The 16495-nt window shown below is 65.5% G+C and carries 13 protein-coding genes; 10 read left to right on the top strand and 3 right to left on the bottom strand.

Features of this window, described 5'->3' with window-relative positions; translation table 11 throughout:
• The first annotated feature begins 20 nt into the window (after positions 1-20).
• From AB6M95_RS04800 to AB6M95_RS04765, 8 genes are all read left to right on the top strand, one after another.
• On the top strand, positions 21-572 hold the full coding sequence (locus AB6M95_RS04800; protein WP_371385600.1) for a 4Fe-4S dicluster domain-containing protein: 552 nt from the start codon (positions 21-23) through the stop codon (positions 570-572).
• The gene (locus AB6M95_RS04795; RefSeq protein ID WP_371385599.1) at positions 569-1471 is read left to right on the top strand and encodes a CoB--CoM heterodisulfide reductase iron-sulfur subunit B family protein; all 903 of its coding nucleotides are present in this window, start codon (positions 569-571) and stop codon (positions 1469-1471) included. The genes AB6M95_RS04800 and AB6M95_RS04795 overlap by 4 nt, the downstream gene beginning before the upstream one ends.
• Entirely contained in the window at positions 1471-3426 is a 1956-nt protein-coding gene (locus AB6M95_RS04790) for a 4Fe-4S binding protein (protein ID WP_371385598.1), read from the top strand. Before AB6M95_RS04795 ends, AB6M95_RS04790 begins: the two co-directional genes overlap by 1 nt.
• A complete protein-coding gene (locus tag AB6M95_RS04785; protein WP_371385597.1) occupies positions 3417-3890 on the top strand; it encodes a hydrogenase iron-sulfur subunit in 474 nt (157 codons plus the stop codon). The genes AB6M95_RS04790 and AB6M95_RS04785 overlap by 10 nt, the downstream gene beginning before the upstream one ends.
• A 12-nt stretch (positions 3891-3902) precedes the next feature.
• The gene (locus AB6M95_RS04780) at positions 3903-4865 is read left to right on the top strand and encodes a 4Fe-4S dicluster domain-containing protein (RefSeq protein WP_371385596.1); all 963 of its coding nucleotides are present in this window, start codon (positions 3903-3905) and stop codon (positions 4863-4865) included.
• Positions 4865-5935, top strand: coding sequence for a 4Fe-4S dicluster domain-containing protein (locus tag AB6M95_RS04775; protein WP_371385595.1), 1071 nt, complete (start codon positions 4865-4867; stop codon positions 5933-5935). The genes AB6M95_RS04780 and AB6M95_RS04775 overlap by 1 nt, the downstream gene beginning before the upstream one ends.
• Positions 5928-6770 (top strand): FAD/NAD(P)-binding protein, encoded by an 843-nt coding sequence (locus AB6M95_RS04770; RefSeq protein ID WP_371385594.1) that lies wholly within the window; start codon positions 5928-5930, stop codon positions 6768-6770. Before AB6M95_RS04775 ends, AB6M95_RS04770 begins: the two co-directional genes overlap by 8 nt.
• 121 nt (positions 6771-6891) lie before the next feature.
• Complete coding sequence (locus AB6M95_RS04765) at positions 6892-7722, top strand: hypothetical protein (RefSeq protein WP_371385593.1); 831 nt, start codon at positions 6892-6894, stop codon at positions 7720-7722.
• Here the strand turns inward: AB6M95_RS04765 and AB6M95_RS04760 are convergent.
• Positions 7719-7913, bottom strand: a complete 195-nt coding sequence (locus tag AB6M95_RS04760; RefSeq protein ID WP_371385592.1) for a hypothetical protein — start codon at positions 7911-7913, stop codon at positions 7719-7721. The genes AB6M95_RS04765 and AB6M95_RS04760 overlap by 4 nt on opposite strands.
• Before the next feature lie 369 nt (positions 7914-8282).
• On the opposite strand from AB6M95_RS04760, the gene AB6M95_RS04755 reads away from it, so the two are divergent.
• The gene (locus AB6M95_RS04755; protein WP_371385591.1) at positions 8283-9305 is read left to right on the top strand and encodes a molybdopterin-binding protein; all 1023 of its coding nucleotides are present in this window, start codon (positions 8283-8285) and stop codon (positions 9303-9305) included.
• 46 nt (positions 9306-9351) lie between these two features.
• The gene (locus AB6M95_RS04750; RefSeq protein WP_371385590.1) at positions 9352-12069 is read left to right on the top strand and encodes a molybdopterin-dependent aldehyde oxidoreductase; all 2718 of its coding nucleotides are present in this window, start codon (positions 9352-9354) and stop codon (positions 12067-12069) included.
• 148 nt (positions 12070-12217) lie between these two features.
• On the opposite strand, the gene AB6M95_RS04745 is transcribed toward AB6M95_RS04750, so the two are convergent.
• Both AB6M95_RS04745 and AB6M95_RS04740 read right to left on the bottom strand, forming a co-directional pair.
• Positions 12218-15670, bottom strand: a complete 3453-nt coding sequence (locus AB6M95_RS04745) for an acyl-[ACP]--phospholipid O-acyltransferase (RefSeq protein ID WP_371385589.1) — start codon at positions 15668-15670, stop codon at positions 12218-12220.
• Between the two features lie 251 nt (positions 15671-15921).
• Positions 15922-16494 (bottom strand): TetR/AcrR family transcriptional regulator, encoded by a 573-nt coding sequence (locus AB6M95_RS04740; protein ID WP_371385588.1) that lies wholly within the window; start codon positions 16492-16494, stop codon positions 15922-15924.
• Position 16495 lies beyond the last annotated feature (1 nt).

Raw genomic sequence — 16495 nt, 5'->3', positions numbered from 1 at the left:
CAAAACGGAGATTCGTGTCCATGACATCCAGCCCGAAAGCCTTTGATTCAGATTTCATCAACGAGGTGCAGCGGGAAAGCGAGCAGAACCTCGCCCTGTGCTACCAATGCGGCAACTGCACCGCCGGGTGCCCGGTTTCCTTCGCCTACGACTATCCGGTCAACCAGATCATGCGCCTGGTCCAGGCCGGCCGGAGACAGGAAGCCCTGTCCTCCCACGCCATCTGGCTGTGTTCCTCCTGCGAAACCTGCACCACCCGCTGTCCCAACGACATCGACGTGGCCAGGATCATGGACGTGCTGCGCCACATGGCGCGCCGGGAAAACATCGTCAGCGAAAAGGCTGTCGGCGCCTTCTGGAAAGCCTTCCTGGAGTCCGTGGAAAAACACGGCCGGGTCTTCGAACTCGGCCTGATGGCCAACTACGTGAGCAAGACGGGCCGGATGTTCACCGACGTGGACCTGGCGCCCATGGCCCTGCGCAAGGGCAAGCTGGGCCTGAAGGCGCACGACATCAAGAAAATAGCTGAAATCCGTGGGATCTTCGACCGCTATCGGGAGCAAAAACAATGAGTCTGAGTTACGCGTATTATCCGGGATGCTCGGGACTCGGCACCTCGCTCGAGTACGACACCTCCACCCGCGCCCTGTGCCGCAGCCTCGGTATCGAGCTGGTGGAAATCCCCGACTGGAGCTGCTGCGGGTCCACCCCGGCCCACGCCGTCGACCACCTGCTGTCCGCCTGCCTGGTGGGCCGCAACCTGGGCATCGCCGACGACATGGCCGAGGAGCGCAAGCTGGACGGCATCATCACGCCCTGCCCCAGCTGCCTGAAGAATCTCAAGACCACCCAGCACCGGTTGGCCGATCCCGAATTCCACCGCAAGGTGGAACTGGTGGTGGGACGGTCCCTGCGCGCCGACCTGCCGATCAAATCCGTGCTCCAGGTGGTGGTCGAGGACCTCGGCATCCAGGCCCTGGCCAAGCTGGTCAAGGAGCCGCTCAAGGGCATGAAGGTGGTCCCCTACTACGGCTGCATCATGGTCCGCCCACCGCAGATCATGCAGTTCGACGACGTGGACAATCCCATGGCCCTGGACAACCTGTTGACGGAGCTGGGAGCCGAGGTGCTGCCCTTCGCCCTGAAGACCGACTGTTGCGGCGCGTCCCTGGGGACCACCCGCCAGGACGTCATCGCCAGACTTTCCGGACGCATCCTGGACGCGGCCGAGGAGGCCGGGGCCGACGCCATCGTCACGGCCTGCCCCCTGTGCCAGCTGAACCTGGACATGCGCCAGTCTCAGATCAACAAAGCCAATCACAGCGGGCACAACATGCCCGTCTTCTATTATTCGCAACTTGCCGGCCTTGCCGCCGGGCAGGGCGAAACGAGCACCATGCTGGACAAGCTTTGCGTCAGTCCGCGCCCCCTGCTCGCCGCCCTGGCCGGGCACACCGGAGAGGGGGCCTAATGAATATCGGAGTCTTTGTCTGCCACTGCGGCAGCAACATCGCCGGAACCGTGGATACCGAAGCCGTGGCCAAGGCGGCCCTGAACTTCCGGGAAGTGGTCTATGCGACGGACACCATGTACGCCTGTTCCGAACCGGGACAGGCGGGCATCGTGGACGCCATCAGGGACTACGACCTGGACGGCGTGGTGGTGGCCTCCTGCACCCCGCGCATGCACGAGGCGACCTTCCGGCGCACCCTGGAGCGAGCGGGCCTGAACAAGTACATGTTCGAAATGGCCAACATCCGGGAGCACGTCTCCTGGATCGGCAAGGACAAGGAGGCCAACACCTGCAAGGCCGAGGAACTGGTCCACATGGCCGTCGAGAAGCTGCGCCGCAACGACTACCTGCAGGCCGGCGAGTTCGAGATCAACAAGCGGGTCATGGTCATCGGCGGCGGCGTGGCCGGCATCCAGGCCGCCCTGGACTGCGCCGACGGCGGGCTCGAAGTGATCCTGGTGGAGCGCGAGCCGAGCATCGGCGGCAAGATGTCCAAGCTCGACAAGACCTTCCCCACCGTGGACTGTTCCAGCTGCATCCTGGGCCCCAAGATGGTGGACGTGGCCCAGCATCCCAACATCACCCTGTACACCCTGTCCGAGGTGGACTCGGTCAAGGGGTTCGTGGGCAACTTCGACGTCACCGTGCGCCGCAAGGCCGCCTACGTGGATTGGGACGCCTGCACCGGCTGCGGCGAATGCACCACCAAGTGTCCGAGCAAGAAGACTCCGGACCGGTTCAACGAATTCATCGGCACGACCACGGCCATCAACATCCCCTTCCCCCAGGCCATCCCCAAGAAGGCGAGCATCAACGCGGACGCCTGCATGATGCTGACCAAGGGCAAGTGCGGCGTCTGCGCCAAGGTCTGCCCCACCGAGGCTATCCGCTTCGACCAACAGGACGAACTCGTCACCGAGCAGGTGGGCGCGATCATCGCGGCCACGGGCTACGACCTGTTCGACTTCACCAAGTACGGCGAATACGGCGGCGGCCGTTACCCGGACGTGATCACGTCCATGCAGTACGAGCGGTTGCTGTCCGCCTCCGGCCCCACCGAAGGGCACATAAAGAGGCCGTCCGACGGCGCCGAGCCCAAGGACATCGTCTTCATCCAGTGCGTGGGCTCCCGCGACAAGTCCATCGGCCGCCCCTACTGTTCCGGCTTCTGCTGCATGTACACGGCCAAGCAGACCATCCTGACCAAGGACCACATGCCCGACTCCCAGTCCTACGTCTTCTACATGGACATCCGCGCCCCGGGAAAGAACTACGACGAGTTCACCCGGCGGGCCATGGAGGAGTACGGCGCCCGGTACATCCGGGGCAGGGTTTCCGCCATCCAGCCCAAGGGCGGCCGCTACCTGGTCAAGGGCGCGGACACGCTGCTGGGCCAGCAGGTGGAGATCGAGGCCGACCTGGTCGTTCTCGCCGTGGGAGCCGAGGCCGCCAAGGGCGCGGGCGAACTGGCCGAGAAGCTGCGCATCTCCTACGACCCCTACGGGTTCTTCCTGGAGGGCCACCCCAAACTCAAGCCCGTCGAGACCAACACCGCGGGCATCTACCTGGCGGGGTCCTGCCAGGGTCCCAAGGACATCCCGTCCTCGGTGGCCCAGGGCGACGCGGCCGCGGCCAAGGTCCTGGCCCTGTTCTCCAAGGACAAGCTGGCCAGCGATCCCCAGGTTTCGGGCGTCAAGCTGGTGCGCTGCATCGGCTGCGGCAAGTGCGAATCGGTCTGCCCCTTCGGGGCCATCGAGATGATCGACTTCCGCGGCATGACCAAGGCCTCGGTCATCGAGACCGTGTGCCAGGGCTGCGGCGTGTGCACGGCCGCCTGCCCGCAGGGAGCCATCCAGCTCAGCCACTTCACCGACAACCAGATACTCGCCGAGGTGAACACCTTATGTCTGTAAAAGAAGGAAAGGAACTGCGCATCATCGGATTCCTTTGCAACTGGTGCTCCTACGCGGGCGCCGACACCGCAGGCGTGGGCCGGTTCGCCCAGCCCACCGACCTGCGCATCGTCAGGCTGCCCTGCACCGGGCGCATCAACCCGCTGTTCATCGTCCGCGCGTTCATGAACGGCGCCGACGGCGTGCTCGTCTCCGGCTGCCACCCCCGGGATTGCCACTACTCCGAAGGCAATTTCTACGCCCGCAGACGGCTCGAGGTCCTCAAGGCCCTGTTGCCCGTCATCGGCGTCGATCCCGGCCGCTTCGAATACACCTGGGTCTCGGCCTCCGAGGGTCAGCGTTGGCGGTCGGTGGTCACCACCTTCACCGAACAGGTGCACGCGCTGGGCCCGATGCCCGGCTTCAAGTCCGGGACCAGCCTGGAAAAGTGCCTGTGCCACATGGACCAATCCCAGGTTCTTTAAAGGAGTCCCGCAATGGCATCATCCATAGATGATTTGAAATCCGCGATAAAGAAGGCGCTGCCCGACCTCGACATGGTCATTGCCTGGGCGGCCGGGCCCGACCCGCTGAGCCACACGCCGCTGTTCATCACCGACGAGGCGGACGTCGAGCGCATCGAGTGGGACCCGCGCTGTTCCCAGAACCTGGCGGGCTACCTGCCCGGCCTGCGTGGCAAGAAGGTCGGCATCGTGGTCAAGGGCTGCGACGCCCGGTCCCTGGTCGAACTGCTCCAGGAAAAGCTCATCGACCGCGAGGACGTGACCATCTTCGGCCTCCACTGTACCGGGGCCGTGGACGCCCGTCCGGTGCGCAAGGCCCTGGGGTCGACCCGAGGCCTGGAATTCGTGGTCGTCGACGGCAAAGCCGCCCGGTTCACCGTGGACGGAGAGGCCAAGACCCTTCCCCTGGCCGAGGCGCTCCAGAAGAAGTGCTTCACCTGCGTCGGGGCCGACGCCGAGGTCTGTGACCACTTCATCGGCGAGCACGGCCAGCCCCCCCAGGTGACCGAGATTCCGGCCACGACCCTGGAGGAGCTGGAGGCCATGAGCATGGAGGAGCGTCTGCATTTCTGGGAAGACCAGATGAGCCGCTGTATCCGCTGCTACGCCTGCCGCTCCGCGTGCCCCCTGTGCGTCTGCCAGGACCACTGCGCGGCCCAGAGCCGCGAGCCCCACTGGGTGGACCAGACCGACCATCCCCGGGAAAAGCTCATGTTCCAGGCCATCCACGCCCTGCACACGGCCGGACGCTGCACCGAATGCGGCGAATGCGAACGGGCCTGCCCCATGGGGCTGCCCATCATGACCCTGAAGCAGGCCCTCAACCGCAGCATCCAGAATCTCTTCGACTACCGGGCCGGGACCGATCCGGACCAGGCCCCGCCCCTGTTCGAGTTCCGTGAAGAGGAGAAAAACATCAAGGAGAGGGATTGGTAATGCTCACCGCACGATATATCGCAAACGACAAGCTCCTGCCCTGGCTTCTGTCCCTGACCGAGACGCGGCAGGTGCTGGCCCCGGTGCAGGTGGGCGGACAGACCCTTTTCGCCCCCCTCGGCGAGGACAGCCGACTGGATCTGAAGGGACTGGCCGACGCCTCGGCCAAGGCCGCCCTGCTCCCCCGGTGCGAACCCCTGTTCGAATTCCACTACTCCAAGAGCGAGGGCATACCGTCCAGGACCGAGCTCGAGGTGCGCGAGACCCTGCCCGCCCAGGAGACCTTCCTGTTCGGCGCGCGGCCCTGCGACGCCAAGGGCTTCACCGTGTTCGACCGCGTCTACGACGCCGGAACGCGACGGGACATCTACTACTGCACCCGCCGGGACAAGACCCTGGTGGCGGTGCTGGCCTGCACCGAGCCCGCGGACACCTGCTTCTGCAACCGCGTGGGCGGCGGCCCCGGCGACACGGACGGCGCGGACATGCTGTTCACGCCCGTGGACGGCGGCTACGTGATCGAGCCCGTGACCGAACGGGGCGAGGCGTTTCTGGCGGGACAACCCCTGGTGGAGGCCGAAGACCGCAAGGAAGAGGCCCGCAAGGTCCGCGAGGCCGTGAGCGAGGCCATGCCCGGCGGCGAGTCCCTGGGCGGTGCCCAGGGCGAGGTGCTCAAGCTCTTCGACGACAAGGAGTTCTGGGGAGGGGTCGCGGCCAAGTGCCTGAGCTGCGGAGCGTGCAGCTACCTCTGTCCGACCTGCTACTGCTTCAACATGACCGATGAGACCAACGGCGATGACGGCGTGCGGGTACGCACCTGGGACAACTGCATGTCCTTCCAGTTCACCCTGGAGGGCAGCGGCCACAACCCGCGCGACGGGAAGGCCCAGCGCATGCGCAACCGGATCGGCCACAAGTTCAGCTACTACCCCGAACTGCACGACGGCAACCTTGCCTGCGTGGGATGCGGCCGGTGCATCGTGCATTGCCCCGTGTCCATGGACGTCCGGGCTATCGTCGCCCAAGCGCGAGCCTGCGCCTTGGCCAAAGAGGAACACGCCAATGACTAGTACCGACGCAACCAATCTGTATCTTCCCGACATGGCCACCATCCAGGAGGTGATCCAGGAGACGCCCAACATCAAGACGTTCCGCATCACGCTCAACAATCCGGACGCCATGCGGAACTTCCGGTTCGAGCCGGGCCAGGTGGGGCAGCTGTCCGTGTTCGGCGTGGGCGAATCCACTTTCGTCATCAACTCCTCCCCCACCCGCATGGACTACCTGCAGTTCAGCGTCATGCGCGTGGGCGAGCTGACCGAGAAGCTGCACAAGCTGCGCCCCGGCGACCAGGTAGGCGTGCGCGCCCCCCTGGGCAACTGTTTTCCCTACAAGGAGATGAAGGGCAAGGACATCGTCTTCGTCGGCGGCGGCATCGGCATGGCCCCGCTACGGACCCTGCTCCTGTACATGCTCGACAACCGCGCGGACTACGGCAACATCTCGCTGCTCTACGGCGCGCGCAGCCCCTCGGACATGGCCTTCAGCTACGAGCTGCCCGACTGGCTCGGCCGCGAGGACATGACCACCGAGCTGACCGTGGACAACGGCACCCCGGACTGGAAGCACCACGTGGGGCTGATCCCCAACGTGCTCAAGGAGATGGCCCCCTCGGCCGAGAACGCCTTCGCCGTGACCTGCGGCCCGCCGATCATGATCAAGTTCACCATCGAGGCCCTGCATACCCTGGGCTTCAAGGACGAGCAGATCATCACGACCCTGGAAAAACGGATGAAGTGCGGAGTGGGCATCTGCGGCCGGTGCAACATCGGCACCAAGTACGTCTGCAAGGACGGCCCGGTCTTCACCAATGCGCAGCTCAAGGAATTGCCGAACGAATTATAGACACCTCATCACCTTAGCCTCCGTGGTCCGGGGCGGCGGTTGCCGCCGTCCCCGGACCACACCCCCGGCACGCCTCGGGAACCCAAAGGGCGCACCCAGTCAAGCGAGAGGAGAAGCAAGGATGTACGACGACGACACGCTGGTGGAAGGATGGATGGGACAGGGCTGGACCCCCGGTTCCGGGAACGGCGATGGAGCCGAAGACCTGACGCAGAAGGAATGCGCATTCCTCAGTTTGCCGCCGGAACTCTTTTTTGCTTCGGAATTGTTCCAGGGACAGTACGTACGGCGCCGGACCTACGTGCGCGACTATCCCATTCAGTCGACCTGCGCGCACCGCACCCTCCGCTACACGGGCGTGCGGCTCGACCAGTTCGACCAGGACGTCTTTCTGGCCTGCGCGGCCAGGTTTCCCCGGCAGAAGTCCTCGGCTCCCTGCGCCCGTAAAATGGACCTCAGGGGTCTGGCAAGGGAAGTGCTCAAAAAGGCGGGGACTGTGGACCGGCGCCGGGTGGCCGAATCGCTGCGCAGGCTGGAATCGGGCCGCATCAAGATCCGCGACGGGCGGTTCACCTGCTACCTGCAGCCCATTCAGAAGGCCCTGTTCGACGACAAGGCCGGGTATTGTCTCATCGAGTTGAATCCGGAGATACTCCGTTCGCTGCAATGCGTGGACAACCTCCAGGGGTTTGTCCAGGAGCGTTTCCGTTTGCCCAAGGTCTCCATGGACCGCTGGCTGCATGGGGTCATGCACTACAGCGACCATATCTGCATTCCCTTTGCGGGACTCCCCGCCCTCTCGGGCAATGCCAATGCCGTCCCGGTCCTGGTGGCGGAATCCCTGGATCGCCTGAGCGCATCGGTAAAGCTCTACCGGTTGCGCCTGGGCGAAGGCGGGCTCGAGATCAGCCGGAATGCCCGAGGGAACGGGGAGGGGCGATGCCTGGTCTAGTTGATGGCACCGTCCCGGTAATTATAGAGCAGCCGGTCCGCCTGGGGGGCGTGCTCGTAGTCGGCCCACTTGTAGTCGGTCTGGCTCATCAGCCACTGGATGACTTCACCCTGGCTGGACGGGGTTCCGGGATATTCAACGACCTTGGAGATGTTCTCGCCGAACACGTTGATTTCGATAGCTATCTTCATATTTACTCCGGTTGTTTTCACGCCCCCGGCCCAGGCGGTGTTCCTACACGACCAGCCTGCGGCCCGGCGTTTTAACTGTTGTGTGGGGCCGGCGGCAGGCGGCTGCCATTGCCATTGTCCGCTGCCTGTCGTTGGCCCGCTGACACCGGTAACACGGTGTCCACAGGTCCGGCGTAACGCAGGTCCGAAAGGGCGTCAAATCCAAAATGTTTGTGAAATTTGTCTCAAAATCTGAGAATATTCAATTTTAACAAATGGTTATCGTGCATTTTTTCTTTTTAGAAAGTGCAAAAAAAATTCAAATTTATTTTTGTATTACATTTTTGGAGCCAGGTCAATAGTCAAGTAACAGCCAAAGGAGTCCTGGGCATGAAAGTAGTTCCGGTTGAAAGCGCAGTGGGCATGGTGCTCTGTCACGACATGACGCGCATCGTCCCGGACGAGTACAAGGGGCCGGCCTTCCGCAAGGGCCACGTGGTCACCGAAAGCGACATCCCCGCCCTGCTGCGCATCGGCAAGGAGCACGTCTACGTCCTGGACATGCCCCCGGGCACGATCCACGAGGACGAGGCCGCCATGCGCATCGCCAAAGCCGCCGCCGGTCCCGGGCTGACCCTGACCCCGGTGTGCGAGGGCCGCGTGAACATGACCGCCGCCCCCGGCCTGCTCGACGTCAACGTCGAAGCCCTCTACGAGATCAACTCCATCGAGGAGGTCGTGCTGGCGACCATGCACAAGGGCACGGCCTTCACCGCTCCGCGCGACGTGGCCGGGACCCGCGTGGTGCCGCTCGTCGTGGACGAGGCCAGGATCGAGCGCGTGGAGACCATCTGCGCCGCCAACTACCCGGTCATCCAGGTCCGCCCCCTGCAACGCAAGTCCGTCGGCATCGTGACCACCGGCAGCGAGATCTTCCACGGCCGCATACAGGACGAGTTCGGCCCGGTCCTCGAAAGAAAGCTCGACCTCCTGGGGTCCAGGACCATGGGCCAGACGTTCGTCGGCGACGAGGTCAAGGCGACCCGCGACGCCATACTCCAATTCGTGGTCGACGGCGCGGACATGGTCATGGTCACCGGGGGCATGTCCGTGGACCCGGACGACCAGACCCCGGCGGGCATCCGGGCCACCGGGGCCGACGTGGTGACCTACGGTTCGCCGACCTTCCCCGGGGCCATGTTCCTCCTCGCCTACCTCGGCGACGTGCCCATCCTGGGGCTGCCCGGCTGCGTCATGTATTACCGCGCCTCGATCTTCGACCTGGTCGTTCCCAGACTGCTGGCCGGCGAGAGGGTCTCCCGCTCCGACATCATTTCCATGGGACACGGCGGCTTCTGCGCCGGATGCGATACTTGCCGCTATCCGCTCTGTTCCTTCGGCAAACACGACTGATTGGACTCGGCTCCGATCGCAACCCGGACAGAGGATTAAAACCCCCATGAAAAAGATACTGACGGTAAACGGCGTCAGCCGGATGGTGGTGGCCAAACCCACCGACCTCCTGGCCGACGTGCTGCGTAAAAGCCTCGGATTGACCAGCGTCAAGATCGGTTGCGGCCAGGGCCAGTGCGGCTCCTGCAGCGTCATCCTCGACGGCAAGCTGATCCGCTCGTGCACGCGCAGGATGGGCCGCGTTTCCGAAGGGGCCTCGATCACCACCCTGGAGGGCATCGGCACCCCCGGCAACCTGCACCCCATCCAGAAAGCCTGGATGGCATACGGCGGCGCGCAGTGCGGCTTCTGCACGCCCGGCTTCATCGTGTCCACCCACGCCTTGCTCGGGACCAACCCGAACCCGACGCGCACGGAAGTCCGCGACTGGTTCCAGAAATACCGCAACGTCTGCCGCTGCACCGGCTACAAGCCCCTGGTGGACGCCGTCATGGCCGCCGCCGAGGTCATGCGCGGCGACGCCCCCATGGAGCGGCTGGAGTTCAAGATCCCCGAGGACGGGCGCATCTGGGGCACCAAGTATCCGCGTCCCTCGGCCGTGGCCAAGGTCACCGGCACCTGGGACTTCGGCGCGGACATCGGGCTCAAGCTGCCCGACGACACCCTGCACTGCGCCCTGGTCCAAGCCGAGGTCTCCCACGCCAACATCAAGTCCATCGACGTGACCGAGGCCGAGAAGATGCCTGGCGTGTACAAGGTCGTCACCCACAGGGACATCAAGGGCAAGAACCGCATCACCGGCCTGATCACCTTCCCGACCAACAAGGGCGACGGCTGGGACCGTCCCATCCTGTGCGACGAGAAGGTCTTCCAGTTCGGCGACGCCATCGCCATCGTCTGCGCCGACACCGAGGACCACGCGCACGACGCCGTGGCCAAGGTCAAGGTGGGGCTGGAGCAGCTGCCCGAATACATGAGCGCCCCGGCGGCCATGGCCGACGACGCCATCGAGATCCATCCCGGCACCCCCAACGTCTACTACACCCAGAAGGTGGCCAAGGGCGAAGATACCAAGCCCATCTTCGATGCGGCCGACGTGGTCATCGAGGGCGACTACTACACCCAGCGCCAGCCGCACATGCCCATCGAGCCGGACGTCGGGTTCGCCTACACCGACGAGGACGGCAAGCTGTTCATCCACTCCAAGTCCATCGCCGTGCACCTGCACATGCATATGATAGCCCCCGGACTGGGCGTGGAGCCCGAGAACATGGTCCTGGTCCAGAACCCCACGGGCGGCACCTTCGGCTACAAGTTCTCGCCCACCATGGAGGCGCTGGTCGGCGCGGCCACCCTGGCCACCGGAAGGCCGACGTTCCTGCGCTACAACTGGTACCAGCAGCAGACCTACACCGGCAAACGCTCCCCGCAGTTCACCACCGTGCGCCTGGCCGCCACCAAGGACGGCAAGCTGCTCGGCCTGGAATCCGACTGGACCGTGGACCACGGCCCCTACTCCGAGTTCGGCGACCTGCTGACCCTGCGCGGGGCCCAGTTCATCGGCGCGGGCTACGACATCCCGGCCATCCGGGGCGAGGGCCGCACCGTCTGCACCAACCACTGCTGGGGCGCGGCCTTCCGGGGCTACGGCGGGCCCGAGGCGGAATTCCCGTCCGAGGTGCTGATGGACGAACTGGCCGAAAAGCTGGGCATGGACCCGCTGGAGCTGCGCTGCAGGAACGTCTACCGCGAGGGTTCCACCACGCCCACGGGCCAGGACCCCGAGGTCTATTCCCTGCCCCAGATGCTCGACATCACCCGGCCCAAGTATGAAGAGGCCAAGAGGCGGGCCGCCGCCGACTCCACCGCCGAGGTCAAGCGCGGCGTGGGCCTGGCGCTCGGCATCTACGGCTCCGGCCTGGACGGCCCGGACACCGCCGAGGTGGATTCCGAGCTCAACGCGGACGGCTCCGTGACCATCTACTCCTGCTGGGGCGACCATGGCCAAGGGGCCGACATGGGCACCCTGGGCACGGCCCACGAGGCCCTGCGCCCGCTGAATCTCGCCCCCGACCGGATCCGCCTGGTCATGGGCGACACCAGCCTGGCGCCCAACGCGGGCCCGGCCGGCGGCAGCCGCTCCCAGGTCATGGTCGGCGGGGCCACCAAGAACGCCTGCGAACAGCTGGTCGCGGCCATGCGCAAGCCCGACGGCTCCTTCCGCACCCACGACGAGATGGTGGCCGAGAAACTGGACCTGCGCTATAATGGCAAGTTCACGGCACCGGCCAACGATTGCGACGCGAACGGCCAGGGCAATCCCTTCTGCTGCTACATGTACGGCGTGTTCCTGGCCGAGGTGGCCGTGGACATGGCCACCGGCAAGACCGCCGTGGAGAAGATGACCATGGTGGCCGACGTCGGCGTGGTCAACAACTACCTGGTCGTGGACGGCCAGATCTACGGCGGCCTGGCCCAGGGCATCGGCCTGGCCCTGTCCGAGGACTACGAGGACATCAGGAGGCACTCCACCATGGCCGGCGCGGGCATCCCGTACATAAAGGACATCCCGGACGACATGGAGATCGTCTACGTCGAGTCCCCGCGCCCCGACGGTCCCTTCGGCGCTTCCGGCGTGGGCGAGGTCCCGCTCTGCGGCCCGCACCCGGCGATCATCAACGCCATCCACGACGCCTGCGGCGTGCGCATCCGCGAGCTGCCCGCCTACCCCGAGAAGGTGCTGGCGGCCCTCAAGGCCCTGTAGCCCGCGCCCCGAAACGACAACAGGGGCGGCCGCCGGAACTCCCGGCGGCCGCCCTCTTTATTGCTCTCGATGCCGCCCCGCGGGGAGTGGCCCCGCTTTCCCGCGCCCCGGATGAACATGACCGCCGGGACGCCGCGTTCGCGGGCCGCTAGGCACCGGCGTACTCCAGGGCCAGCCTGCGGGCCCCAGCCAGGTCCTTCTTGCCGGTGCCGAGCTTGGGAATTTCCGTGACGCCGAAGAACTTGGCGGGCACGGACAGGGCGTCGGTCCCGGCCTCGAGCAGCGCGCCTCTGAGCGCGGACGGGTCGTCCATGCCGCTGACCAGGGCCACGATGCGCTCGCCCTTCTTCGGGTCCGGCACGGCCACGGCGGCCACGTCGACGCCTTCGGGGGCGACGCGCAGCATGGCCTCCTCCACGGCGGTCAGGCTGACCATCTCGCCGCCCAGCTTGGCGAAGCGCGAGTAGCGGTCCAGGATCACCAGGAAGCCGTCCTCGTCGATCCGGCCCTTGTCGCCGGACTTGTACCAGCGCGCCCCGTCCTTCTCCACGATGACCTCGGCGGTCTTGGCCTCGTCGTCCAGGTATCCCTTCATGATCTGGGTCCCGCCGATGAGGATCAGACCGGCCTCGCCCTCGGGCAGGTCCCGCAGGGTCTGCGGGTCCACGATGCGGAAGGCGCTGCCGGGCAGGGGCAGCCCCACGGTGCCGGGCCTGGTCCCCACCTGGACGGTAAAGTCGCTGACGTTGAGCACGTCGGGCATGTTCACGCTGGCCACCGGGGTCGTCTCGGTGGTGCCGTACCCCTCGTAGACATCCAGGCCGAACTTGGCCTTGAACGCGGTGCGGGTCTCCTCGTTCAGCTTCTCGGCCCCGGCCACGACCAGGCGCAGGGAGGCGAACATGAGCGGGTGCAGACGGCGGTTGCGGGCGTACAGGCCGAGGAACGTGGGCGTGGCGCACAGGAAGGTGGCCTTGTACCTGGCCACGGTCATGCCGATCTTGCGGGCGTCCGTGGGGTCGGGATGGCAGGCCAGGGGGATGCCCTCGATGAGCGGCATGAAGGTCGTGGCCGTCAGGCCGAAGGCGTGGAACAGGGGCAGCGCGCCCAGGAACACGTCGTCGTCCTTGGCGTTGAACAGGCTGGCCACCTGCTTGACGTTGCCGACGATGTTCTCGTGGGTCAGCATGACGCCCTTGGGCATGCCCTCGGACCCGGAGCTGAACAGGATGGCCGCCGTGGAATCGAGCTGCACCTTGCGGAAGTACAGCAGCCGCAGCAGGCTCACGGGCAGGACGCGGGCCAGGATCATGGTCCGCAGGAAACCGGCCTTGGAGGTGTTCCCGCGCAGGCTCTCCATGGGGAACACGTCCACGCGGTCCAGGATGGCGGACAGGTCGAACCCCTTGGCCTTGAGCCGGACCAGGAACTGCTCCGAGGTGACCACGGTGCGGATTCCGGCCCGCCCGATGGCCTTGCGCATGGCCTCGGGACCGGCCGTGTAGTTGAGGTTGACTACGGTCTTGCCGCGCATGAGCAGGCTCAGGTTGGCGATGGTCCCGGCCGCGCCCGCGGGCAGGAGCACGCCCACGTTCTGCGCCGACCGGGTGCGTCCGGCGAGCAGGCGGGAAGCGGCCATGCAGGTGGTCAGTAGCCTGGCGTGGGTCAGCTCCGCCCCGGTGGAGTCGGCCACGGCCAGCTGGTTCATGCGCCGCTTGGCGGTCTTGAGCCAGGCCACGTGGATGGGGTCGAAGGTCTCGGCGTAGCGCTTCCAGGCGTCCATGGACAGCTGGGTCACGCCGTGCTTGACCTCCAGGGCCGAGGCCTCGGACGGCAGGGGCGCGCCGAAGCAGACCGTGACGTCCCGGGTCCTGCGGATGCGGGACATCTCGCGCAGCCTCGGGGTGGCGAAGGAGAAGACGCTGCCCCACAGCCCGCGCAGGTAGAAGGGAACGACCGTGCAGCCGGAGGCGCGCGCCGGGCCCTCGAAGCCACGCTTGAACTCGCCCAGCTGGCCGTTGCGGCTGATGGCGCCCTCGGGGAACAGGACCACGCAGTCGCCGTTCTCCAGCGCCTCGGCAATGGTCTTCAGGGCGGTCTTGCTGGCCCGCGAGGAGATGGGTATCACGCCCAGGCGCTTGAGGAACCACTTCAGATACCAGCGCTCGTAGATGGACCGCTCCATGACGAAGCGGAGCTTGCGCGGCACGGCCAGGGAGAGCACGGCCCAGTCGATCCAGCTGACGTGGTTGCCGAGGAGCAGCACCCCGCCCTCGGCCGGGACGTTGTTCAGGCCGGACACGGTCAGGTTGTACTTCTGGGAAAAGGCCAGGTGCAGGACGTAGCGCAGCAGGGACTGGGGCAGCTTGTACAGGGTGTAGACCATGCCGCAGAAGACCACTGCGGCCAGGAAGTAGAACAGCGGCACGCTGCCCACTCCGGCCAGGGACATGACCAGGGTCAGCCCCAGGAAGACGAGCATGAGGAGGTTCTGGATGAAGTTGTTGCCCGCCAGAACCTTGCCCATGTCCCTGGACCGGGCCGTGAACTGGATCAGCGAGTTGAGCGGGACGATGAGCATGCCGCCGAAGATGCCGTAGACGAAGATGAGCGCGGCCAGGAGGTAGCGGCTCTCGACCACGGGCAGGAGGAAGAGGCAGAGGGTCATGCCGATGGCGCCCAGGGGGATGGTCCCGGTCTCGATGTAGTTCCGGGACACCTTTCCGGCCATGACGGCGCCGATGATGATGCCCACGCCGCCCAGGGAGAGCATGCCCTGGGCGATGACCGTGTTGGTCTCCCCGGCCACGTCCTTGAGGTGCGCGCCGAAGGCGGCCAGCAGGACCTGGTTCACGGCCCAGAAGATGGCCAGGCCGATGATCGACAGCCAGATGACCTCGCTCTTTTTGACCAGCTTCATGTTGGACTTCAGATACCCGCCGCGCAGGTACTTGCGCCCGTCCAGGGTCAGCCCCGCGTCGCCGGGCCGCTTCTCGGGCAGGGTGAAGGTGATCAGCGTCTCGAGCACGGCCCCGGCCACGAGGATGTAGCCGCACGGCGCGATGTGCCGGAGGATCTCGCCCGGCGTGCCGGCCGCGCCCGCAAGGTAGTGCTCGAAGAACACGGAGAAGATCACCGCCCCGGCCAGGATGGCCACGATGGTCACGGCCTGGACCGCCGCGTTGGCCTGGGCCAGCTTGTCGTTGCCGGTCATCTCCTTGATGTAGCCGTACTTGGCCGGGGAGTAGACGGCGCTCTGGGCGGCCAGCAGGAAGGTCAGGCCGAAGGCGGGCCAGAACAGCCCGGCGTGGTAGCAGACCACGATGAGCATGGTCAGCGGGATGGACGCCGCCGCGCAGACCTTGATGACCTTGTTCTTGGCGAACCGGTCCGAGATGAACGCGGATGGGGTGAACATCAGGATGAAGGGCAGCAGGATCAGCGCGTTGACCACGGCGGTCAGGGCGATCTGCCGGGGCCCGTCGAAACTCTTGAAGACCGTGTTCTGGATGATGATCTTGTGCCCGAGATCGGTCATGGCGTTGAGCAGGACCACCAGAATGTACGGGGTAAAACCTTGTATTTTCAGCAAAGACCGCATGAGACGCTCCTGTTATGCCCGCTCGCGGGGCGCAAGGGTTGAAGAGGAGAGGGCAGACCTGACAGCCAGGCCGCTATCGCGGCAACATCCCTGGAATCCAGCGGAAACCGGTACTTCCCTGCCCGGCGAGGCCGTTCCCGCCGCTCTTTCGTCCGTCCTGGCCATGCTCCTCTCCTTTTTTGTATGTGAGCATTCACTCATTAACAGCGTTAAACAAAAGGCGCTCGCCCGCCGGGGCGCGCGCCGGGAAATCAGCCGAGCATCAGGACGCGCCGGACCGCCCCGACCACGTCGTCGATCACGGCGTTGTCGATCTCGATGCGGTCGTAGCGGTGCATGACCATGACCTGGAGGACCAGGCCCAGGATCAGGCCGGAGGCGAGCTTCGAGTTCATGGCCGGGATTTCGTCCGCCCGGACCGCCTCGTCCACGAACCGCTCGACCATGTCGACGGGGTTCGAGGCCACGTCCAGGATCTTCTCCTCCGGAAACCCGTGCTGGGTCAGCAGAATAAAGGCGAACTGCACGGGATACTTGGCGTAATACTCGAAAATGAAACGGATGCTCGACTCCAGCCGGACAACCAGCCCCGCGCCCTGCTCGAACATGCGCGTGCCCAGCTCCACGGAGAACTTCTCGATCTCGCGGCAGAACAGCTGCCAGGCCATGGCGTTCTTGCCCGGATAATGCCGGTACAAAGCGCCCTCGGTCACCCCGGCCTCGGACGCGATGTCCTTGACCGTGGTCTGGGCCAGCCCCTTGGTGGCGAACAGGTGGATCGCCGCGTTCTCAATGTCCTGTTTCTTCACTACCGGTCGAGCCATG

It is taken from the genome of Pseudodesulfovibrio karagichevae (assembly GCF_041414475.1).
Lineage (GTDB): Bacteria > Desulfobacterota > Desulfovibrionia > Desulfovibrionales > Desulfovibrionaceae > Pseudodesulfovibrio > Pseudodesulfovibrio karagichevae.
The sequence above is the reverse complement of the archived record's forward strand: the minus strand, read 5'-3'. Positions and strand labels throughout refer to the sequence as shown.